The organism is Mesorhizobium ciceri WSM4083 (assembly GCF_000519305.1).
Taxonomy (GTDB): domain Bacteria; phylum Pseudomonadota; class Alphaproteobacteria; order Rhizobiales; family Rhizobiaceae; genus Mesorhizobium; species Mesorhizobium ciceri_B.
Map to the genome: position 1 here is coordinate 873,086 of NZ_JAFG01000003.1, position 21,303 is coordinate 894,388.

Genomic DNA, 21,303 nt, shown 5'->3' on the forward strand with positions numbered 1-21,303 from the left:
CCTGAAGCTAAATTGAATATTGTAGCGCTGCCGCTGTAAACGCTATTGAAAATCCTGACTGTTGAGCATGCCGCCAAGCGCTTCATCCGACACCTTCGCAGTATCATTGAGATCGAGCAGTCCTGCCAGCGTTTTTGGCTCCACGTCCGGAATAAGCCTGCCAGAGGCGATGTTTGTATCGGCAGCCTTGAACAGTGCGGATGCGATCGTGGCGGCCACCACGTAGGAGCCAACTGGTCCAAGATGGCTGCCGTCACTACCAAGCACAGAGGCCTCCTGGATGATATAGTAGGAGAGAGGTGTTTGGCTCAGGAACTCCGGGTAGCGTTGCAGAGCGGCCCGAAGGCGGGCGGCGTTGTAGACGTAGCGTTTGGCGCAGGCGGTCGTGGGAAGCATGTCATTGCCCGTCAGGACCGGCACATCGATACTGTTGTCATCCAACGCGGTCTTCACCGCACCGGCCACGTCCTGACCGGATGGCAAACCAAGGTCATAACAGCGCCAGCAATCCATGAAGGCAACCGGCCGGACTGTGCCGTTCAATTCCGAACTCAGGCCGGCGATCGTCAGTTCTTTCGACAGGAATGGTCCTATGCGCCGGGCACTTTGAGCTTTCGACGGGGTGTCGGTTGAGGCAAAGCGGCTCCAGTCGACGATCCAGTTCTCGGGTATTGGAATCTCTCCACCCGGGCGCAGGCTGGAGAAGGACAGCATTTTTCGCAAATTGGCTGGTTCTTCGACCGACCTGTCGTTCACGACATAGAATTGCCGCACCATGGCGTGTGCAAAGCGCGACGCACCGAAGGTGAATTCCAAAGGCAGCGCATTGAAAGTCTCAAGCGCCGAGACTCCCGCGCCTAGAAAATCATCGCTGGCAAAAAAATGGTCCCATATTTCCGGAGCCAGAACCTTTCTCAGATAGTCGTTGATGATCACGGTGCGGTAAACCGAGGTCAGATAGACCCTGGCGCGCTTGTAAGCTTCGGCTGGGTCGGGGGTGCTGCTGCCAAGCAACAGATCCACGATCCTGTTGTGGATGCACATGAGTGTGCAGAGCAGTTGCGACAGGACAAGATTGTCATCGTTTCGAGGGTCCGCCACCAACGGCCGGTAGGGCGATCGCCGGCCCTCGACAATGATGAACTTGCCCGACATGTCGATGCGGGGCAAATCCCGGCCTTGCACGGTTTTGCGATCGACTGGAAGGCTACTGTCCTTCATGCAAGGCAACCCGATCGGAAACCGGCAGGCCGACAGATCCGGCCCATCTTGAACATCGTAGAGATGGGCGTCCACGATGGGGCCCCTGCCATAAAGCCCGGAAAGGTCAAGACCTTGCGAGGACGCGTTCTTCAAATGATGGGTTTTGCCCGTCGGCTTGGATAACCCGAATATTTGACTGAAGACAATGTCGTGGAACACGAATTGGCCGAAATAGGTAAAGCCAGCTGGTGTCGGGCTGAGATCACTGTCCTCAAGGCCATCGCTCGGGCCAACCATTTCCGTCGTGATGTCCATCAAGGCCGCCTTGGTGCGCTCGATGGCATTGGCGTCTTCAGTCGCCTCAAACAAGGCTATCGGCATATCCGACAGGGAAGGGAAGAGTCTGATGCCTTGCAAGGTCGGCTTGTCATTGAAGCTGTCGTCTGAATTCTGGTTCGACCGGTTCGGTACGTTAGCCGCTTCGAGGGAGGACGTTTCGCCGTGGAGCATCGAAGTGGACCTCGTTTTCCAGAAGGATGAATGCGGCCAAGCCAGCAGCTTGGCATGAATCCCGGAGTAGAAACAGACTTGCCCGTCGTGGTCTGAATGGCGCGCCGCTAGAGCAGCGCGACATTGCCGAAGCGATCATGGCACTGCCGGATCGAGCTTTGGGCCCGCCGAGACGGCGGCGAACAGCACACAGGATAGAATGACGCCCGCCCCCAGAAATCCGTCGGGCGAAAGTCGCTCACCGAGTAAGGCTGCGGCGGAAATAGCAGCGAACACACCCTCGCCGCTGCAAATCACCGCCGCATGGGACGAAGTGGTGTAGCGCTGTGCAGAAGTCTGCAGGCAAAAGCCGACCGCGGTCGAGAACACACCAAGCATGATGAGTTCGGGCCACGCTGCGATAATCGCCTGAATTGTCATTGTGCCCTGCAGGGCGAAAGGTAGCGTGGCAACGGCGGTGCCGATAAACTGCGCGGCCGCTGTCGCGAAAGGATGCCCATGCGCCTGCACATGGCGCCCGAGTTCGACCGTCCACACCGCAAAACAGATTGCGGTCATGATTGCGAAAGCGTCGCCAGCGGTTGCCGAACCATTGAAGCCACCCGCCAGGAGGGCCGATCCCACGACCGTCAGAATTGCGACGAACAGGATCAGTGCACTTGGACGCTCCCTCATGATCAGCCACGCGGCGATCGGCGTGATAACAGTGGAAGCGCTGATAAGGAGGCTCGAGTTCGTCACCGTCGTGCTGACATAAGACAATTGCTGAACCACACAGCCGAGGGCAAAGAGCAGAACCACTCTCGTCACACTTGGAAACCAGCCGGTGTTGGTAATAGGGTCGCGCTCGCGCATCGCAAATGGCAACGTCACCAGTCCGGCGATGACGCTGGTCAGGAATACAACCGCCATGGGATCGAGGTGGGCCAATATGGTCTTGTGGAACACATTGCCCACTCCCCAAATCACCGCAGCAAGCATTAGCAGGGAATTTGCCTTGAATCTGGACATGATTGATCGCATCGCCACGGCGGGCAATGGCTCCAACAGTTTTGTGATGGGGTTTGAAGGCGATGACCGGGACCGACCGACCCCGCCATCGTCGATGGTGTTTTCCCGAAGAGTGCGTCTTTTGCTATCTGGCTTGCGAACTATCCGGGGCCAGCACTCGATACATGTGATCTGCGCAAGACGGGGATGGTCGGCAGCAGGACGGACTTTGGCGTTTCGTTCTGCTCGAAACTGACGCTGCGTTGGAGAAGGGGAAGGATGTCCTCCGGAGTTGCCGAAACCATTTGCGTGCATCGAGTTGACGAGTTCATGAAGCCAGCCTCGGACATACTGTCGAAGACGCCGAGAAGTGGCGACCAGAAGCCTTTGAAGTTCGCCAGGACCAGCGGTTTGCAGTGCCTTTCCAGTTTTCGAAGCGTCATAACCTCTGTCAGTTCCTCAACGGTACCGATGCCGCCAGGCAGGGCCACAAAAGCATCCGCGTAGTCAAACATGAGTTGCTTGCGGATACCCATGTCAGGAACTGAAATCGTCTGGCATCCCGAAGCCAGCATCCTCATCCGCTCGATCAGGAACTGCGGGGTGATGGCGACCACGGTTCCGCCCCCTTCTGCTGTGGCAATGGCCACTTGGCCCATCAGGCCATCACAGCCTCCGCCATAGACCAGGCGAATACCGGCTGCGGCAATCGCCTCGCCAAGGATGGTGGCGAAGCGGGCTTGATCGGGATCGTTGCCAAGCATGGCGCCGCCGAAAACGCAGATCGTGCCGATGCGTCGCTGCGAGGGATAGGAGCGGCCGATCTGTTCGGCGGTATTCTCAAATGATGATCCAAACACGGTGTCTCTCCAAATAAGGTGGGAATTGCGAAGTTGGATCAGCCGGCGGTGTGATCGCGGGCTGCCCGAGGATGGCTCGATCGAAACAGAAGCAGGTCAGCCCAAGACCAGAGCAGGTAACAAACGAGAAGGCTGGCGGGCGTCGACCAATGTCCGATCTCGAACTTGAACAGCGAGGCACATAGTCCTGTCCCGGCTGCGAGGATGGCCGGCAGCCGGCTGAGAAGGACCATGGTGCGAAACGGGTCCAGCCTGTAGGCGGGCAAGTTGAGGATCTGGACGCCGGGTCGGTGGCAAGCACTGCCGAATTTGCCGACGGAATGAAGCAGGCCCGATGTTAGCGCCAGCAACGGATGGCCAAGTTCAAACAGGGCCAGGCCAAGGCAAACGGCACCAAGGCCGGACAGGAAATCACCAAGGCGGTTGAGATTTTCCTTGGGCTTGAGACGTCCATTCCAGGCGCGATGGTAGACCTCACCGCTGGCGAAGAAGATCACCGTCGCCGAGGTCATTGCGATCGCCGCGAAATTGCCCGTCAGATAATGGCTTATGGCGGCCGGCGCGCCTGCCCAGGGAAGTTGGTTCAGATCGCCGGATACGAAAATTTGCGCCGTAACCCCCTGACAGAGACCGATGAGGTTTCCGATGTTGTAGGCGCCGCCAGGGCCAGACATTCGTGCCGTCAATGCGATGCGCAAAGCACGAAGGCGCGGAGACCGGACCATGAAGGATGAGGTTGTTTCGCGACCTGGAATTTCGATTGGGGCTACACGCAGCGGCTTGTTGATGTTGAGCGTCATCTCGGGTTCCTCCCTAGTGACGTATGCTTTGCAGTGCTCCGCGTGATCCCAACGTGAATTGCGCCGGAATGCATCCAACAGGCCAAAGCAGATCGCATGGACGTCCCTGCCGGGTGACGGTTGATCCGCTTCTCTCAACTGCCTCGGACAGCCTGACCCGCCCGGGCGGGCTTCTATGTTGGCGGGTTCACGTGGCCCGGCTGGCGGCACTGTCGAAGCGAGTTGCTTGCCAAGTCGCCCAATTGACAGCCGTGCCGATCTACGAGCCGCGACGACCGGAAATCGTCTCTCGACCGGTCATCCGAAGACACCAGGGGGCCGCCTCTGTTATTTCACGCTCAATTCACGCTGAGTTGCTGAAGACATCACAGCCGCAACGCCGGACAGACATCTGCAAAGGGCCGAGCGGTCGATCTAAACTTCAATTGAACCCAAGGAAGGAATTCAATCATGCTAAGCAACTTGACGAAAACATTCACCGCCATCTCGACAATCGCCGTTCTTATGGCACCGCTGATGGCACCCAATGCCGCCTATGCGAGCAGCACCACGGTTCCACGCAAATGCATAAACGGCGTTTGTGGTTCGGTGAAATACTATGGTGGCAAGGTACGCATCTCGCTATCCAGCAAGCTTTCGAGAACCACCCATTTCAATTTCAAGACCAATCCTGGCGACCAGATCGAAGTCGGCAATGGCTATTCGTTCGACAGGGAGCCCGGCGACAGCGGCACATACAGTGCGCAAGCCTGCGACCGTGGCGGCTTTGGAGCACGATCGACCTGCACCAAATGGGCAACTTTTGACTGGAACAGCGGCGCGCAGGAACAAGAAGAGGAGCAGTGACCAACCTTCTCTTGACTGCAGGCGCGCTTCTAGCGGTGTTTGATTTGTCAGCGGATTGGGCGACAGCACACAGACATTGACATATCCGACCTTCGCCTCAAGCTGATCTTCCAAAGTCGAATCCGGCGCACCCTTGGCGGAATCTGGGGTGTGTCGGTTTTCGCTCTCCCCCTCCTCGGTGTTTAACGCCAGCGATTAGAGAGCCGTCGTTCGCAGGCTTCAACTTTGCCCGGATGCCCGCTTAGACTAGTACTTGCAACGAACGGCCGCTTTCAAGCATGTCCTTCTACAAGCTACCAGTCGGCTTTCGGCCCCTGAGCGGTAGTGTCCAGCGACGTTTTTCTCTCGGCCAATCAAGGCCGAGGAGAACTAACATGGGCCATTCTCAATTTGATGTTGCCAGTCGCGAGCGCGCAGCATGGAATGTCGGCACCAAGCGTCCGTTCACCCAAAAGCAGATCTGGGCAATTCGCTTTTTCCTCGATCGCGAGAGACGCGTTCGGGACAGAGCGCTGTTCGATCTGGCAATCGACAGCAAGCTTCGCGGCTGTGACCTGGTCAAGATCAGGATTCGCGATGTGGTCGCCGGACCGGAGATAAGGACTCGCGCGTTCGTCGTTCAGCAGAAGACCGGTCGTCCCGTTCAATTCGAGATCACCAGCGACGTGAGAGCCAGCCTTCTGGTTTGGCTTGAATGACGTGGGGGCTCGGTCGAGGACTATGCATTCCCGAGCCGGGTCGACCACTTACGCCACATGAGCACAAGGCAGTACGCGCGCCTGGTCGACGAATGGGTGACCGCGATTGGTCTGCGTTCGGAGGAGTATGGAACCCACTCGCTCCGACGCACGAAAGCGTCGATGATCTACAAGGCAACAGGAAACATCCGCGCCATCCAGATCCTGCTTGGTCATTCCAAGATCGAGAACACGGTGCGCTATCTTGGCGTCGACGTGGAGGACGCGCTCCTCTTGGCCGAGCGAACTGAGATCTGACGTGAGCGTCCATCCGACGCAGCGTGGATGGCCGATTTTGGCTCGCGGAGTACCGGGTTGCTCGACCATTGTGGGGGTGGATTCCTGTCTGACCGCTTCTACCTCTTCGTCGTTCAGAGGTAGCTAGACCAGGACCGGTTCCACTTTCCCCGCGACATGCTTCAGACGAGTCCAAGCTCGCGGGCCCTAGCCGCAGCTTGAAGGCGGGAATTGACAGCCAGCTTGTCGAGCACTGCCGAAACGTGATGATCGACCGTCTTGGCGGAGATGGTGAGGCCTCTTGCAATCGACTTGTTGCTCAAGCCTTGGCCGATGAGAGTCAGCACCTGCATTTCGCGCGCTGTCAGACCAGCCGGGTTGGCCAGGGTCGATCGATTCGACCCGCGGGTCGCCCGGCCGGTCGTGCGAGGCATGCGAGCGCGTTCAAGCGCAGCGCGTGCGCCAAGTTCTATTAAGATGGAAACGGCTTCAGACCGGTCGGCCCGATTTCCGTCGAGCTGCACCATGGCTCGCTCGAACGGCATCTCCGCCGAGGCCAGGGCGGCATTGGCTTGCGCGTCGGGAGGGAGGCCGTTCAGCTTGGCGTGCCAGAAAATCAGGTCCGGGTAGAGCTTCCGGTTGGGCAGCAGCTCCATGGACTGCTCGAGAAGGTCGAGCGCTTCGTCCCGGCTGCGGCCGTCGATCCAGGCGGCTTCCGCTCGCAGCACGGCATAAGGGGCGAGCCGCTGGAACTCTCGGCCGCGAACCAGATACCGGTCTAGTTGCTGAATCAAGGCACCGGCACTGTCGCCCCGCCGGATGCGAAGGCGCGCCAAGGTCAGGCCAGCAGGAAACCGGGCCAGCGGCGTCGCCTGGGGCTTGTCGAGAACAGAAAGAGCGGTCGTCGCCGCCTCTTCCCAGCGGCCAAGGCGGAGAGCCAGTTCCCCCTGCCACGCCTGCATATAGTCCCGCCATGTGTCGAGATCGCGCTCGATACAATAGGCAACCCCCAGCGACAGGACCCGCTCGGCCTCGCCATAGACAAACCAATTGACCAGCAGGCAGCCGAGATTGCAGTAGGCGCGGGCGGCATGCTCCTGCAGATCGTCCGCCAGCGCCATTTCGAGGCTTGCCGTCAGCCCGGTTCGGGCGGTGTCGAGATCCCACCACTGTTGCACATATCCCATATTGTTGAGCGCATGGCAGACTATGTCCCGGCGCCCGATCGACTCGGCGAGAGTAATGGCCGCCTGTCCGAAGCGCAGGCATTCGTCGACACGATCCGCCAGAACGGCGAGTTGCGACTGGTTGGACAAGGCCATTGCCAGCTCGCCCCCCGGCGGCTGGGCGGAAAGCAGTCGCACCGCCGCTGTCGCATGAGTTTCGGCAGCCACACGATCGCCGTTGAGGTAGTTGAAACGCGAAATCCAGCGCAGGCAGTCCCCTACCTTGAGCAGGTCGCCGTGCTGTTCGTACCGGCGACGTGCATCCTCTACCCGCAGCAACGCTTCATCCATGCGGCCGAGCAGGTAGAGTTCAATGCCAAGTGCCATCGACAATTCGGCACGATCGGTGAGGGGTTCACCTTCCGGGCCGTCAACAAGCGCCGAGAGCATTTCGGCCGCCTCACGATGCGATCCGAGTGCCGAAGCATCTGCAGCCGCTGCCGGCGCAAGGCGCCGGACCGTCTCCCACACACGGGCTTGCCGCGCATGGTGCACAAGCCGCACCGCCGGGATGTCCACGACACCGCTCAACGCGGCCAGCACTTTGCCGTTAATGGAACGCCTCGCGTCCTCCGGCAGCGTGGCCTCGATGGCGCGGCGGGCGATCTCGTGGCGGAACTGCAAGTGTTCGCCCGTGTCGGTCAGCAGTCCGGCCGCAATCGCTTCGCGGACGTGGAGCCCTCCCTCCGCTCCAAGCAGGGAAACGAGGATCGTGCGTTCTGCCCGGCTCGGAAAGACTGCCGTAGTATCGAGAGCCTCCCTCGCTTCGGACGAAAGCCGTTCCGCGCGACGGAGCACGGCGTCCCGGACGCTGCCGGGCAGGGCGTCGGTGTTGCCTGCTTCGATCAGTTCGCTGGTGAAGAAGGCATTTCCTTGGGTCGCGCGGAACACGGCCGCCGGATCAAGGCCGGCTTCCGCTGCAAGGAGCGCCACGGCCGTCTCGCTCAGCAACGGCACCTCCATGCGACGCACGGCTCCCGTGGGGATTTCTCCGAGGGCCTGCCGCAGCCGACTCTGCTCCCCGGTCGCCTCGTTCCGTGCGCTGAGCACCAGAAGGATGTTGGTGTCGGCGATCCGCCGCCCGAGAAAGCGGATCAGGTCGAGCGTTGCGCCGTCGGCCCAATGCACGTCCTCAATGATGAGAACGGTCGGCAGGACTCCCTGGCTCAATTGGTGCAAAAATTCGGAAAAGAGCTGCAGGCGCGACCCCCCAGATTGAGCAACTGCCAAATCGAGCCTCGCCGCACGAACCAGGTCGTACAGCGGCCCTAGCGGCTCGGGAATGGAGAGGTCATCGCAGGCGCTGCGCAAGACGCGCGCACGATCTTCGATCCTGCGAACGAAAGCATCGACCAGACTTGTCTTGCCAACGCCCGCCTCTCCCACAAGCGCGACAATGCATCCCTCCGCCGCATGGGCACGGCCAAGCAGCTGCATCATACGTTCGATATGGTCCTCGCGTTCCAGAAGCAAAGGCGAACTCCGATGACCAGGAAGACATAGTCGATCAGGCGAGGCAAAAATAGGGAATAGAGCGTCCTGGCATGGGGAATTCCGCCGATGCGCCCGCCGCTTGGGCAGCGCAGTCTCGGCATGTCGCCTCAAACGCAAGGAGCCAGCAATGCCACGGTATCTCGTCGAACGAACCTTTCCCGACGGCCTCGCCATCCCGACAAACGCCGCCGGCGCTGAAGCTTGCGGGGGCGTCGTTTCCCGCAACGCCGAAGGCGGCGTCACGTGGGTGCATTCCTATGTTTCGCCCGACAAGAAGCAGACCTACTGCATCTACGACGCGCCGTCCCCGGAAGCGATCCGAAGCGCTGCCAAGAGGAGCAGCTTGCCAGTGGACAAGATAACCGAGGTCAGCGTGCTCGACCCCTACTTCTATCACTGACGGAAAGCGAGGCGGACTGGCGGCGGCCAGCCCGTCTGTTCATGCCTGGGCCTGATCCGGAGAGGTACCAGGGTGTTTGGCTTCCAGTAAGGCAAGCCGGAAGTCGCTGAGCCGGTATAGCCCCGCTAAGCCGTACTGTAGTTGCTGAACGGGCGACAGGTTTTGAGCGCTTCGCAGTTCAGTCATGCGACTTCCACAACAGCATCACCTTGCCCTTAGGTACTGCACCGTTAGGCTGCCGCATGGAATTCCGCTAACGCAGGCCGACGAGGAGCACCGCGTGGTCCGCTGAATTGTGAGGTTGGCGCAAGCGGCAGCTTTCGGGCGTGTCGCTCCCACAACCGGACGTTCCGCTCCCGGCCCCGGTGCAGACGTTTTAAAGACAAGAGGCGAAGCCGGTATAGCCAGCAGATACGCTTCGCACCTTGTAGACTCTCACACCAAATCAAGAGCTTATTATAAAATCGCACATTGCGGCAAAACCTCACAATGTGCCGAGGGCGCAAAAAATCCTAGCATAAACAACCAACCGACCGCAGCACAATGTGCGGCCTTTTATCTTGCCATCCTAATCGGTTGTGTAAGCGTCCGGTCCCTGCACCCAGATTGAGTAGTGCATTCGTGCGACATGTCGGGCTCCTTCGTAGCATGGAGGACCTCCGGTGAATTTGAGACATTTCGAGAACGAGGCGCGGCAATCCTGGTGGGTTGTTCACGTCGAGGCGTGGCAGCGTAGCGGTCTGACGCGGACGGCATATTGCCGTCAGCATCGCCTGACGAAGGACACACTCGACCGCTGGCTGAAGTACTTTGCTGGCAAGGACGCTGCCCGTAAGCATGCGGAATATCAGGCCGAATTGCGCCGTCACAAGCGCCTGGAAGCGCAAGCCAAACGGCGAAAGAAGCGTGCTCGACTGCGCTTTGCGGTGAGCACGGATGTGCGCAACCGTGCTGTCCAGGCGTACTGGGCGATGCATGTCGAGGCGATGAACTGGAGCGGCATGGGTGTTCGCGAATATGCCGCGGCGCTGCATCTTTCGCCGACGAGCCTGCGCAAATGGCGTGACCGGCTGGACGACGGCGAGGTCGAAATCGACTGGCGGGCCCATCTTCATCCCTCCGCCCGTCCGGCCGTTAGCACTAGTGCTAGCGGAACGCCGCCGGAATCGAGCTTGACGGCGGATCCGAAGGATGAACCTGGCGCGCGCCGGCAGCCTGCGCGGCGCTTCTTCAGCGACGCGGAAAAGCATGCCATCGCACTGGAGAGTGACCAGCCTGGTGTCAGCGTCTCGCAGATCGCGCGCAAGCACGGGATCGTCACCGGCATGCTGTTCCGCTGGCGCGTGCAGTTCGGCGTGGCGCAGAAGAAGCGCGCGAAGCTTGCGCCCGTCGCGCTGACTGAGGGCACGCCAGCGACACTTCTGCTGCGTAACCTCGTGCAGCCGCCCGATGGAATGACGGCGATCGATCTGGCTGACGGCCGGCGCGTCTTCGCACCTGCCGGCAGCGATCCGGACGCCGTTCGACAACGCGTCGCAATCGAAGGAGCGACACCATGATGATCGTTCCGGCGGGTGTGAAAGTGCACCTGGCTCTGGGTTACACCGACATGCGCAAAGGTCTCGACGGGCTCGCCATGCTGGTGCAGCAAACGCTGAAGCAGGATCCGTTCTCGGGCCATCTGTTCGCCTTCCGGGGCAAGAAGGCGTCGATGCTGAAAATCCTGTTTTGGGATGGAAACGGCCTGTGCCTGTTCACAAAACGGCTCGATCAGGGCAGCTTCGCGTGGCCGGTGATGGCAGGCTTCGATGGCTCGATCACGCTGACGCCGGCGCAGCTTGCGATGCTGATCGAAGGCATCGACTGGCGCGCTCCCGAGCGTGTTTGGAGGCCAGCCCTGGCTGGCTGAAATCCGCTCGTCGACTGGCCCAAACAGGCCCGGAATCCTTGGGTTTTGGGGCTGTTTGTGATAGATTCGGTCATGTTGATCGATATAGCGAATCTGCCTTTCGACCCGCAGCTTTTGCAGCGTCTCGTGCGCGACATGGCGGCGGCGGTCGAGAGCCGCGACGGCGAGATCGACCGGCTTCAGTCGATCATCAAAAAGCTTCAGCGGGCGCAGTTCGGCCGCAGTTCCGAGCAGCTTGATCCTGACCAGCTCGCGCTCGCGCTGGAAGACCTCGACGCCGATGTTGCTCGCATCCAGGAGAGCCGTCCGTTCGTTGGCAGGCTGTCGGCCGAGCGGCAGTCCCATCGCAAGTCGCTGCCCGATCATCTGCCGCGTGAGGACGTCCTGCTTGATGTCGGCAGCACAGTCTGCACGGACTGCGGCGGCGCGCTGCATAGCATCGGCGAAAGCGTGAGCGAGATGCTGGATTGGGTACCAGCGCAGCTTCGCGTGATCAGGACGACGCGACCCAAATATGCTTGCCGGACCTGCGAGACGGTTGTGCAAGTGCCGGCCCCGGAGCGGCTGATCGCCGGTGGCCTGGCAACGCCGGCGCTGCTGGCGCAGGTACTGGTCTCCAAATATTGGGACCACACTCCGCTCTACCGGCAGTCGCAGATATTCGCCCGCAGCGGTGTCGATCTTCCGCGCTCGACACTCGCCGGATGGGTTGGCGGCGCCTGCTGGTGGCTCGAAGCGCTGCACGAGCGGCTTGCCAAAAGCGTGTTCGCCTCCAACTATCTCTTTGCCGACGACACACCGGTTCCGGTGCTTGATCCTGGCCGCGGCCGCACCAAGACCGGCAGGCTTTGGGTCTATGCCCGCGAGCAGAGGCCATGGGGCGGACCGGAGCCGCCGGCCGCAGTCTATCTGTTTGCGCCGGACCGCAAAGCCGAGCGTCCCGTCTCGCATCTCGAGCGCTTCAAGGGCGTGCTGCATGTCGACGGCTATGCCGGCTTCGAGCAGCTCACCGTCAAGGGAGACATAGTTCTTGCTGCCTGTTGGGCCCATACCAGGCGCAAATTCTTTGATGTGTCGCAGGCCACCAACGCGCCGATAGCGATGGAAGCCCTGCGACGGATCGGCGAACTCTATGCAGTAGAAGCCGATGTTCGCGGTCAATCGCCGGTGCACCGGCTGGCGTCTCGGCGCAGCCGCTCGAAACCCGTTGTCGATGCCATGCGGGTATGGCTCGAAACACAGCTTCCGCTTTTGTCGGGACGCAGCACGCTCGCCGTGGCGGTTCGCTACGCGCTTTCGCGCTGGGACGGACTGACCCGCTTTCTGCAAGACGGTCGCATCGAGCTCGACACCAACCCTGTCGAGCGCGCGATCCGTCCGGTCAGTCTCGGTCGCAAGAACCACCTCTTCGCGGGCAACGACGGCGGCGGCCATCGATGGGCGGTGCTGTGTTCGCTGATCGAAACCTGCAAACTTAACGACGTCGAGCCCTACGCCTGGCTGCGCGATGTGCTCAGCCGAATGGTCGATGGATACCCGGTCCATCGGTTGGATGAACTCATCCCCTGGAACTGGAAAGCCCAAGTTCCTGTCAAGATCTGACCTCACGTGCAAGCTCCGGACGCTTACTCGGTTGTGCGTAACCGTCCGGTCCCTGCACATATTTGAAGTAGTGCAATCTCGCATCATGTCAGGTTCTTCGGTTTGTGGAGGATATTCGGATGGCACCTCGCCGCTCCTGGGCCAAGGCCAACAGCCCTACTGGTCGTCGCAGGTCGCGAGCTGGCTCAGCAGCAATCTCAGTGCGCAGGAATTCTGCCGCCAGCGTGATCTTTCGATCAGGACATTCGAGCTGTGGACGCGGCATCTGGTGAGCGCCGAAGACCTGCGCAAGCGTGCGGAAGAGCTGCAGAATTTGCGCCGCAAGAAGACCGGACGTAGGCGCAAGACGCAACAGCCGAAGCGTCCTCAGAGGCGGCCGCGCTATCGTTACGGCAAGCGCACGGACAGCGGCCCGATTGCTCTGAGGGCGTTCTGGAGCATGCATGTCGAGGCGCTGAACTGGAGCGGCATGGGCCATGCCGAATACGCCGCCGCGCTCGGACTCTCGCGACATACGTTGCGGATCTGGCGCGATCGCCTGGAAGAATCTGGCGACGAAATGGACTGGCGATCGCTGCTTCATCCGAGTGCCCGGGCCCAATTAAGCAGCGCTGCTAATTGTGCGCGGCGCCAATACCGCTTGACACCGGACGCGGTGGACGGTCGATCGCACCGGCGCAGCTTCACCGAAGAGCAGAAGCGGGCGATCGTTGCGGAGACCGAGAGGCCCAGCGTTGTCGTGGCGCAGGTCTGTCGCCGCCATGGCATTGCCACCAGCATGGCGTTCCGCTGGCGGGAGGAGTTCGGCCTGACCGCCCGCAAGGCGCCGGAACTGGCGCTGGTCGAGATCGCCGATGGAGTAGAAAGCGAGCCGCCGGCGCTCGCCGCGTTGCGCAATCTCGTGCGGCCGCCGGACGGCATTGTGGCAATCGAACTGGATGATGGGCGGCGCGTGTTTGCGCCGGCGGGCGCGTCCGCGGCTGCGGTCAAGCAGCACCTGGCCGGCAAGGAGAAGGCACCATGATGGTCGTTCCAGCGGGTGTGAAAGTGCATCTGGCATTGGGTCACACCGACATGCGCAAAGGTCTCGATGGGCTGGCCACGCTGATCCAGGAGCATCTGAAGAAGGATCCCTTCTCGGGCCATCTGTTCGTCTTCCGCGGCAAGAATGCCTCGCTCCTGAAGATCCTTTTTTGGGACGGAACGGGACTGTGTCTGTTCACCAAGCGCATGGATCACGGACAGTTCATGTGGCCGCGCCTGGCTGAGCCTGGCGGCTCGGTGGCACTGTCGCCGGCACAACTCGCGATGCTCATCGAGGGCATCGACTGGCGCGCGCCGGAACGCTTCTGGCGACCGATGCTGGCGGGCTGAAACCGGCACTTCATTGTCGCGAAGAAGCTCAGAATCCTTGGGTTCCTGTGCTGTTTGTGATAGAATCGATCATGTTGGTCGATCTCCAAAACCTGCCATCCGATCCAGCACTTCTTCAACGCCTCGTGCGCGACATGGCGGCTGCGGTCGAGAGCCGCGACGGAGAGATCGAGCGGCTTCAGTCGATCATCGAAAAGCTCCAGCGGGTGCAGTTCGGCCGCAGCTGGGAGCGGCTCGATCCCGATCAGCTTGCACTCGCGTTGGAAGAACTCGACGCTGACATAGCGCGCATCCAGGAGAGCCGTCTGTTCGTCGGCAAGCCGTCGACCGAGCGGCCGTCGCGTCGCAAGCCGCTGCCCGATCATCTGCCGCGTGAGGATGTTCTGGTCGATGTCGACAGCATGATCTGTGCGTGCTGCGGCGGCGCGCTGCATGCCATCGGCGACAGCGTCAGCGAGATGCTGGATTGGGTTCCAGCGCAGCTTCGCGTGATCAGGACGACGCGGCCAAAATATGCCTGCCGGGTCTGCGAGACGGTGATGCAGGCACCGGCGCCGGAGCGGCCGATCGCTGGCGGTCTGGCGACGCCGGCGTTGCTGACTAAAGCCACTCGCAGATCCGGTGTCGTGGCAGGTAAAAGAATACCGTCATTCTTCTAATCGATTGCGTCATACGAATTCACCGCCGCTCCCAGCTAGTCGGCTCAGCTTGCCTATGCACGAAGAAGCCGAAGCAAACCGTCATCAACTTTCCCTACTCGAAGGAATAGGTGAAGCCCTCCTTGGAGGCGCCGACGGTTACCCTTGTCATGCTTTCGCCCTCGAGCGAGCGGTTCAGCACGCCGCGGCTCAATTCCGGGAGCAGCGTGTTTGTCAGGATGGCATCGATCATCCGCCCGCCGGATTCGATCTCGGTGCAGCGGGCCTTGACTAGGTCCATGACGCCATCGCCGATCACCAATTCTGCGTCGTTGGTCGCACGCAGTCGGCGAGCGATCTTGGCAAACTGGTGACGGGTGATCGCTTCGATCATCGAATCCGAGAGCGGATAGTAAGGAATGGTCACCACCCGGCCAAGAAAGGCCGCAGGGAAGACCTTCAGCAACGGGCTGCGCAGCGCGGTGTCCAGATCGTCGAGCCCTGCCCGCAGCGTGCCATTCCTCGTCCGATCCATGATGACTTCGGAGCCGACATTCGAGGTGAGCAGGATCAGCGTGTTCTTGAAATCGATGCGCCGGCCCTCGCTATCGTCCATCATCCCCTTGTCGAAGACCTGGAAGAAGATTTCGTGTACGTCAGGATGCGCCTTCTCGACCTCGTCGAGCAGGATCACCGAATATGGTTTGCGGCGGACCGCCTCGGTTAGGATGCCGCCCTTGCCGTAGCCGACATATCCGGGCGGCGCCCCCTTCAAGGTAGAGACCGTGTGCGCCTCCTGGAACTCGGACATGTTGATCGAGATCAGGTTCTGCTCGCCGCCGTAGAGCGTCTCCGCCAAGGCCAATGCGGTTTCGGTCTTGCCAACGCCCGAGGGGCCGCAGAGCAGGAACACGCCCACCGGCTTCTCCGGCGCGCCGAGCCCGGCGCGGCTGGTCTGCACACGCTTGGCAATCATCTCCATGGCGTGATCCTGGCCGACCACGCGTTCGGACAGAGTGCTGGCCAGCCGCAGCGCTTTTTCGGTCTGGCTCGACAGCATCCGCCCCGTCGGGATGCCGGTCCAGTCCTGAACGACCGCCGCCACGGCGTTGCGGTCGACCGACGGCAGGATCAGCGGCGTCTCGCCTTGCGCCTCGGCCAGTTCGACCATCAGTTCGCGCAACCGGGTGAGATCGGCGGCCGGATCGGGTGGAGGGGCATTGGCAGCCGCCGGTGCCTCCACATTGGTTTTGGTCGTTTTGGTCTTGGGCGTTTCGACCTTGGGCAGCGGAGTCTCAACCGACTCCGTGCCTGCTGTTTCGCTATTGGTATCCGGCGTCTCCACCGCATCGAGCGGCACACCTTCGCCGCGCAGCCTGGCGCGCAGTTCGAGTATTTCGGCAACGAGTGCCTTTTCCCCGTCCCAACGCTCCTGTGCGGCGGCGAGCATGACTTCGGTTTCGGCTAACCCGGTGTCGACCCGTGCCTGCCGGTCGCTCACCTCGATACCGATCGCGGCCTCGCGACCGATGATGCCGCGCTCGACCTCCAGCGCCTGGCATCGGCGCATGATGTCCTCTACCTCCGCCGGCGTGGCGTGCTGCGATATGGCGACACGGGCGCAAGCGGTGTCGAGAAGGCTCACCGCCTTGTCCGGCAGTTGCCGCGCCGGGATATAGCGATGCGAGAGACCAACCGCCGCCTCGATCGCCTCATCCAATATCTGCACCTTGTGGTGCTGTTCAAGAACGCCGGCGATACCGCGCAACATGAGAACGGCCACCGCCTCGGAAGGCTCGTCGATCTTGACTACCTGGAAACGGCGGGTCAGCGCCGGATCCTTCTCGATGTGCTGCTTGTACTCGGCCCAGGTCGTTGCCGCGATCGTGCGCAGTTCGCCGCGCGCCAGCGCCGGCTTCAGCAGATTGGCCGCGTCGCCTGTTCCAGCCGCGCCGCCAGCGCCAATCAAGGTGTGAGCCTCATCGATGAACAGGATGACCGGCGTTTCGGAAGACTGCACCTCATCGATGACTGCCTTCAGCCGCTTTTCGAACTCCCCCTTTACGCTTGCACCCGCCTGCATCAATCCGACATCGAGCATGCGCACACTGACCCCTCGCAGTGTCGGCGGCACGTCGTCCGCAGCGATACGCAAGGCAAAGCCCTCGACGACCGCGGTCTTGCCGACCCCGGCCTCACCGGTCAGGATCGGGTTGTTCTGCCGGCGTCGCATCAGGATGTCGACGATCTGCCTGATCTCTGGATCGCGGCCGACAACCGGATCTATCTTGCCCTCGCGGGCGCGCTGGGTCAGGTCGGTGGCGTATTTCGCCAGCGCCGAATCCCCACCCGGAGGCCGCCGCGGCGCCTCTGCGGTGGAGACCGTGGTCGAGGCGCCGGCTTCGAGCGAGCCCTCCATGACCTCGGCGAACCGTGCGATGACCGCGGCGGCCTCGATTTTGTCAAACTCGCCGCTGATCTTCGACAGCAGGCCTTCCAGGACCGGCGTCTTCAGGCATGCAAGGAGAATGTGGGCGCTGCGGACTTCCTCGACGCTGAACTCCAGCGTGGCCAGGTTCCAGGCTTCCTGAATGGCATGGAAGATATGGTCCGAAAATTCCTCAATCGACGTTGCGCCGTAAGGCAGCTTGTCGACGGCGCGGGTCATATCGGCGGTGAGCCGGCTCGCATCAAGGCCCGCATCGGCGATTATCATTTGCACATCCGAACGGTCGGAAAGTACCAGTTGCTCGATGAAGTGGACGAGCTCGACATAAGGATTGCCGCGCAGTTTGGCGGTGTCGGCCGCAGCCTTGAAGGCGCGCACACCGACAGGATTGAGCTTGCCGACCAGTTCCTTGCGTTTGAAGGTCTGCGATGACCGGCGCTGTTCCATCGAACGTGCTCCTGCAATCTGCCAGTCGATAACCTGCCACATAAGCCGTCACTTGACAAAGCGTGATGAACAGCGCCCCTTCCGCTTGTGGAGAGTGCCGCACCATCAGATGCAAACAACCACGCAATTGTCCACCTCGTTGTAATTTCGCATACAGGGTCAGCAATCTGGCCAAGGGTTCCAGCACCCAAGATGCGGCTTGGTCAGCTTTCGTTAATTTTTTGAGCAGTGCTTGAATTGTGGTAAAGTGCAACCGTGTGATACCGTAGGGTCACGTACGGTTTGAGGGCCGATCGCTGGGGGTTGGTGTGATTGATGTCGCACTCTGGCTTGCTCCGCTCGACGGTGAAAATCCGTCAGGGGAGGATTTGCGCAACGACCCGGCTTTTCATGAGCTGGAGCGCCTGACGGAACCCGAGATCAAGGTCGTCCACGACGGCCAGAACAAACCCGCCTCGCAAAGCACCATTCCGGTCGACTGGCCCGCGGTACTCGCCAAGGCGGAGGAATTGCGTGCGCATGGCCGGGACCTGCGCCTGCTCGTCGTCGTCACGCGCGCGCTGGCCAATGAAGAAGGACTGGCCGGGCTCGCGCAGGGGCTGGCCCTTATTGCGCAGACCTTCGATCAGCATTGGGAAACAATGCATCCGGCACTGCGGCCCAATGCTTTGCCACGCGATGCCGCCTTGCGCCGTATCAACGCGCTGCTCGACCTCCAGAATGGTCAGGAGGGGTTGTTGGCGAACCTGCGGCAAATGACGTTCTTTGCGCCACGTGCGATCGGCCCGATCCAGGGCAAGGATCTGGAAAGGTGTGCGCTCGACGACCGTGTCATGCTCCAGGAAGCCGCCTCGGGATTGAACGCGGCAGAAAAGGCCGCACTGGTCAGTGCGCACGGACAATTGTTGAACCGGGTGCGTGCTGGATGTGCGGCACAGATGGATCAAGCCAACGCAGAAATGGTCTTGCTCGTCGCCGACGCCCGGGCAGCGATCGCAGCCCTTGATGCGGTCGAGACCGCTCTCAACGCCCGTCTCGAGGGCGGCGGCGCTCCTGTTCCGGAATTGAAGCGGTTTCTGCAGCGTCTGCTGACGACCCTCGAACGGAATTCGGCAGCCGGCGCCTTGGCGAATGGCGCGGCCAAGCCGCCCACGCCGGCAGAGCCGGCAACGCCTGCTCGAAACGGTCATGGAGCCGATACTATGGCAAGTGCGGCAAGCTACGCGGACTCGAGCACGGGGCTTCCCGACCGGATTTCCTCGCGCGACGACGTGGTGAAATGCCTCGACCTCGTCGTCGCCTTTTATGACCGCACTGAACCGTCGAGCCCGATTCCGCACCTAGCGCGGCGCGTGCGCCGGATGGTGCATATGGATTTCGTTGAACTGATGGAAGATCTCGCGCCGTCGGGGCTGAAGGAATTCCGGCTCCTTGCCGGTGTTCCCGATGTCAAGAAGACGGCTCAGAAGGATGAAAGGTAACAGCACATGCCAGCCGAAAGCAAAGCGAAGGTCATCGAACGAAATCGCGCACCGCGGGTGCAGATCGCCTACGACGTGGAAACCTACGGTAGCCCGACGACGATCGAATTGCCGTTTGTCATGGGCGTGATGGCCGACCTTTCCGGTGCTTCGCAGACCAAGGAAGCGTCAAAGTCGGTGCTGGACCGTTCCTTTGTCGAGACCGACGCGAACCGCTTCCCCAAATTCATGGAGGCGCTCGGACCACGAGTGAAAGCCCGCGTGAAGAATACGCTGCCTCAGGCTGAGGGCGCCGAGCGGGACGAGGAACTGGCGCTCGACCTTACATTTTCCAGAATGGGCGATTTCGCCCCGGACAAGATTGCCGAGCAAGTTCCGCAACTGGCCGAGATCCTCAAGATGCGGCGCCAGCTCGAGGAGCTGCTTGGCTTCATGGATGGCCGCGTCGACGCCGAAAAACGCATCGCGCAACTTCTGAACAACGAACCACTTCTTGGCAAGATCGCCAGCCAGGCGCTGGCCGACGACGACAAGGTTGGGGAGTAAATCATGGCCGAACAGCAAAAGACCGCCGCCGTCGCCGCCGAGGCGGAAGCCATAGATCTTGGAGAATTCAGCGGGCTCCTCGAGAAGGATTTCAAGGTCAAGAAGGACGACAGCGAGAAACTGCAGCAACTCGTGCGCAATCTCGCACTCGCGGCGCAGTCCCGTTCCGATACCACCACCATCTCCTCCAATGCGATCAAGTCGATCAAGTCGCTGATCGCGGGCATCGACAAGATGCTGACGACACAGGTCAACGAGATCCTGCACGCGCCCGAAGTGCGTGAGATGGAAGGCACATGGCGCGGCCTCTGGTATCTCATCAACAACACCGAGACGGATCAGAAGCTGAAGATCCGGGTAATGAACATCTCCAAGGAGCAACTTGCCGACACGCTCGAAGACTATGAAGGCCAGATGTGGGATCAGAGCCCGATCTTCAAGAAAGTCTATACGGACGAATATTCGATGCTTGGCGGCGAGCCGATCGGCTGTGTGATTGGCGCCTACGAATTCTCGAACCACCCGCGCGACGTCGGTTTGTTGCGTAACATCTCCGGCATCTGTGCTTCAGCACACACGCCGTTTATCGCAGCCGCCTCGCCGCGCCTGTTCCGCATGGACAGCTGGCAGGAATTGCCGAACCCGCAAGATCTCCAGCAGATCGTCTCCAACCCGGCCTATGCCTCGTGGCAGTCGCTGCGCGAGAGCGAGGACGCTCGCTATATCGGCCTGACCATGCCGCGTGTTCTGGCGCGGCTGCCATACGGTACGGATACCGTTCCGGTGAAGGGCTTCACCTTCGAGGAAGAGGTGCAGGGCGATCACAACAAATATGTCTGGATGAACGCCGCCTTCCCTATGGGCGTGAACATAAACCGCAGCCACAAGCTCTATGGCTGGGGCACGCAGATCCGCGGCGTCGAGAATGGCGGCACGGTGCTCAACCTGCCGGTGCACAGCTTCCCGACCGATGACGGGTCGATCGCGATGAAATGTCCGACCGAAGTCGCCATCGACGACCGGCGCGAAGCGGAACTGGCCAAGCTAGGCCTGATGCCGATCCTGCATCGAAAGAACACCGATCTCGCGGCCTTCATCGGCGCACACTCACTGCAGGACGACGAGACGCGGGCGGGGCGGCTGGTCGACCCCGACGCGCAGTCCAATGAGCGGCTGAGCGCCAACCTGCCCTATCTCTTCCCGGTCTCGCGCTTTGCGCATTACCTCAAGGCCATTGCGCGCGACAAGGTCGGCTCGTTCAAAGAGCGCTCCGACATGCAGATCTGGCTGACCGAATGGATCAACCGATATGTGCTGGCCAACCCGGCCTTCGCCGACGACAAGGCGCGCGCCAAGCGCCCGCTTGCCGCGGCCGAGGTTCAGGTGGACAGCGTTGAGGGGCGGCCGGGCTATTACAACGCCCGCTTCTATTTGCGTCCGCATTACCAGCTCGAGGGCATCAATGCCTCGCTCCGACTGGTCTCGGAACTACCGTCCGTGAAGACTTGACTTGCAGCAACACCATCTTGGTTTTGAAAGCGGTGGAGAAAGACA

16 protein-coding genes and 2 pseudogenes are annotated in these 21,303 nt (G+C 61.1%); 12 read left to right on the plus strand and 6 right to left on the minus strand.

Annotated elements, in window-relative coordinates:
- Positions 1–42 precede the first annotated feature (42 nt).
- The 4 genes from MESCI2_RS0104420 to MESCI2_RS01000000134260 all read right to left on the minus strand — a co-directional run bounded on the left by MESCI2_RS0104420 (position 43) and on the right by MESCI2_RS01000000134260 (position 4,237).
- On the minus strand, positions 43–1,713 hold the full coding sequence (locus MESCI2_RS0104420) for a peroxidase family protein (RefSeq protein WP_027035502.1): 1,671 nt from the start codon (positions 1,711–1,713) through the stop codon (positions 43–45).
- A 135-nt stretch (positions 1,714–1,848) separates the two neighbouring features.
- Positions 1,849–2,724, minus strand: coding sequence for a DMT family transporter (locus MESCI2_RS01000000134250; protein WP_245270210.1), 876 nt, complete (start codon positions 2,722–2,724; stop codon positions 1,849–1,851).
- 140 nt (positions 2,725–2,864) lie between these two features.
- Positions 2,865–3,563, minus strand: coding sequence for a TIGR00730 family Rossman fold protein (locus MESCI2_RS01000000134255; RefSeq protein WP_081738589.1), 699 nt, complete (start codon positions 3,561–3,563; stop codon positions 2,865–2,867).
- Positions 3,564–3,601: 38 nt separating this feature from the next.
- Positions 3,602–4,237, minus strand: a complete 636-nt coding sequence (locus tag MESCI2_RS01000000134260) for a hypothetical protein (protein WP_050596460.1) — start codon at positions 4,235–4,237, stop codon at positions 3,602–3,604.
- 642 nt (positions 4,238–4,879) lie between these two features.
- Here MESCI2_RS01000000134260 and MESCI2_RS0104440 point away from each other — a divergent pair.
- Together MESCI2_RS0104440 and MESCI2_RS01000000134265 are read left to right on the plus strand one after the other, a co-directional pair.
- On the plus strand, positions 4,880–5,209 hold the full coding sequence (locus MESCI2_RS0104440) for a hypothetical protein (RefSeq protein WP_155936574.1): 330 nt from the start codon (positions 4,880–4,882) through the stop codon (positions 5,207–5,209).
- A gap of 374 nt (positions 5,210–5,583) precedes the next feature.
- A pseudogene (locus tag MESCI2_RS01000000134265) lies at positions 5,584–6,204 on the plus strand (tyrosine-type recombinase/integrase).
- A gap of 161 nt (positions 6,205–6,365) precedes the next feature.
- Here MESCI2_RS01000000134265 and MESCI2_RS0104450 read toward each other — a convergent pair.
- Positions 6,366–8,882: an ATP-binding protein gene (locus MESCI2_RS0104450; protein WP_027035504.1), complete on the minus strand. Its 2,517-nt coding sequence runs from the start codon at positions 8,880–8,882 to the stop codon at positions 6,366–6,368.
- Between the two features lie 148 nt (positions 8,883–9,030).
- Between MESCI2_RS0104450 and MESCI2_RS0104455 the strand changes: the two genes are divergently transcribed.
- From MESCI2_RS0104455 to MESCI2_RS0104485, 7 genes and pseudogenes are all read left to right on the plus strand, one after another.
- On the plus strand, positions 9,031–9,303 hold the full coding sequence (locus MESCI2_RS0104455) for a DUF4242 domain-containing protein (RefSeq protein WP_027035505.1): 273 nt from the start codon (positions 9,031–9,033) through the stop codon (positions 9,301–9,303).
- A gap of 662 nt (positions 9,304–9,965) precedes the next feature.
- The gene (gene tnpA / locus MESCI2_RS0104460; protein WP_027035506.1) at positions 9,966–10,862 is read left to right on the plus strand and encodes an IS66 family insertion sequence element accessory protein TnpA; all 897 of its coding nucleotides are present in this window, start codon (positions 9,966–9,968) and stop codon (positions 10,860–10,862) included.
- The gene (gene tnpB / locus MESCI2_RS0104465) at positions 10,859–11,212 is read left to right on the plus strand and encodes an IS66 family insertion sequence element accessory protein TnpB (protein ID WP_027035507.1); all 354 of its coding nucleotides are present in this window, start codon (positions 10,859–10,861) and stop codon (positions 11,210–11,212) included. Before tnpA (MESCI2_RS0104460) ends, tnpB (MESCI2_RS0104465) begins: the two co-directional genes overlap by 4 nt.
- Before the next feature lie 72 nt (positions 11,213–11,284).
- A complete protein-coding gene (tnpC, locus tag MESCI2_RS0104470; RefSeq protein ID WP_027035508.1) occupies positions 11,285–12,814 on the plus strand; it encodes an IS66 family transposase in 1,530 nt (509 codons plus the stop codon).
- A gap of 85 nt (positions 12,815–12,899) precedes the next feature.
- Entirely contained in the window at positions 12,900–13,838 is a 939-nt protein-coding gene (tnpA, locus tag MESCI2_RS1000000138740; protein WP_050596461.1) for an IS66 family insertion sequence element accessory protein TnpA, read from the plus strand.
- Positions 13,835–14,188, plus strand: coding sequence for an IS66 family insertion sequence element accessory protein TnpB (tnpB, locus tag MESCI2_RS0104480; RefSeq protein WP_027035510.1), 354 nt, complete (start codon positions 13,835–13,837; stop codon positions 14,186–14,188). The genes tnpA (MESCI2_RS1000000138740) and tnpB (MESCI2_RS0104480) overlap by 4 nt, the downstream gene beginning before the upstream one ends.
- 71 nt (positions 14,189–14,259) lie before the next feature.
- Positions 14,260–14,787 (plus strand): annotated as a pseudogene (locus tag MESCI2_RS0104485) (IS66 family transposase zinc-finger binding domain-containing protein); the annotation flags it as partial.
- Positions 14,788–14,941: 154 nt separating this feature from the next.
- On the opposite strand, the gene tssH reads toward MESCI2_RS0104485, so the two are convergent.
- Positions 14,942–17,722 (minus strand): type VI secretion system ATPase TssH, encoded by a 2,781-nt coding sequence (gene tssH / locus MESCI2_RS0104490; protein WP_027035512.1) that lies wholly within the window; start codon positions 17,720–17,722, stop codon positions 14,942–14,944.
- A gap of 308 nt (positions 17,723–18,030) precedes the next feature.
- On the opposite strand from tssH, the gene tssA reads away from it, so the two are divergent.
- Genes tssA through tssC form a run of 3 tightly spaced genes read left to right on the plus strand, consistent with a single transcriptional unit; the run spans position 18,031 to position 21,258 of the window.
- Positions 18,031–19,203, plus strand: a complete 1,173-nt coding sequence (gene tssA, locus MESCI2_RS0104495; RefSeq protein WP_027035513.1) for a type VI secretion system protein TssA — start codon at positions 18,031–18,033, stop codon at positions 19,201–19,203.
- 6 nt (positions 19,204–19,209) lie between these two features.
- Positions 19,210–19,749 (plus strand): type VI secretion system contractile sheath small subunit, encoded by a 540-nt coding sequence (tssB, locus tag MESCI2_RS0104500; protein ID WP_027035514.1) that lies wholly within the window; start codon positions 19,210–19,212, stop codon positions 19,747–19,749.
- 3 nt (positions 19,750–19,752) lie between these two features.
- Entirely contained in the window at positions 19,753–21,258 is a 1,506-nt protein-coding gene (gene tssC / locus MESCI2_RS0104505; RefSeq protein ID WP_027035515.1) for a type VI secretion system contractile sheath large subunit, read from the plus strand.
- Positions 21,259–21,303 lie beyond the last annotated feature (45 nt).

Excerpts from the sequence above, each read along its gene's own strand:
- tnpB (WP_027035507.1), top strand. The coding sequence starts at position 10,859 with ATGATGATCGTTCCGGCGGGTGTGAAAGTGCACCTGGCTCTGGGTTAC.
- tnpC (WP_027035508.1), top strand. The coding sequence starts at position 11,285 with ATGTTGATCGATATAGCGAATCTGCCTTTCGACCCGCAGCTTTTGCAG.
- tnpA (WP_050596461.1), top strand. The coding sequence starts at position 12,900 with ATGTCAGGTTCTTCGGTTTGTGGAGGATATTCGGATGGCACCTCGCCG.
- tssC (WP_027035515.1), top strand. The coding sequence starts at position 19,753 with ATGGCCGAACAGCAAAAGACCGCCGCCGTCGCCGCCGAGGCGGAAGCC.
- MESCI2_RS01000000134250 (WP_245270210.1), bottom strand. The coding sequence starts at position 2,724 with ATGTCCAGATTCAAGGCAAATTCCCTGCTAATGCTTGCTGCGGTGATT.
- tssH (WP_027035512.1), bottom strand. The coding sequence starts at position 17,722 with ATGGAACAGCGCCGGTCATCGCAGACCTTCAAACGCAAGGAACTGGTC.
- MESCI2_RS01000000134260 (WP_050596460.1), bottom strand. The coding sequence starts at position 4,237 with ATGTCTGGCCCTGGCGGCGCCTACAACATCGGAAACCTCATCGGTCTC.
- tnpB (WP_027035510.1), top strand. The coding sequence starts at position 13,835 with ATGATGGTCGTTCCAGCGGGTGTGAAAGTGCATCTGGCATTGGGTCAC.
- MESCI2_RS0104420 (WP_027035502.1), bottom strand. The coding sequence starts at position 1,713 with ATGCTCCACGGCGAAACGTCCTCCCTCGAAGCGGCTAACGTACCGAAC.
- MESCI2_RS0104455 (WP_027035505.1), top strand. The coding sequence starts at position 9,031 with ATGCCACGGTATCTCGTCGAACGAACCTTTCCCGACGGCCTCGCCATC.
- MESCI2_RS0104440 (WP_155936574.1), top strand. The coding sequence starts at position 4,880 with ATGGCACCCAATGCCGCCTATGCGAGCAGCACCACGGTTCCACGCAAA.
- tssB (WP_027035514.1), top strand. The coding sequence starts at position 19,210 with ATGCCAGCCGAAAGCAAAGCGAAGGTCATCGAACGAAATCGCGCACCG.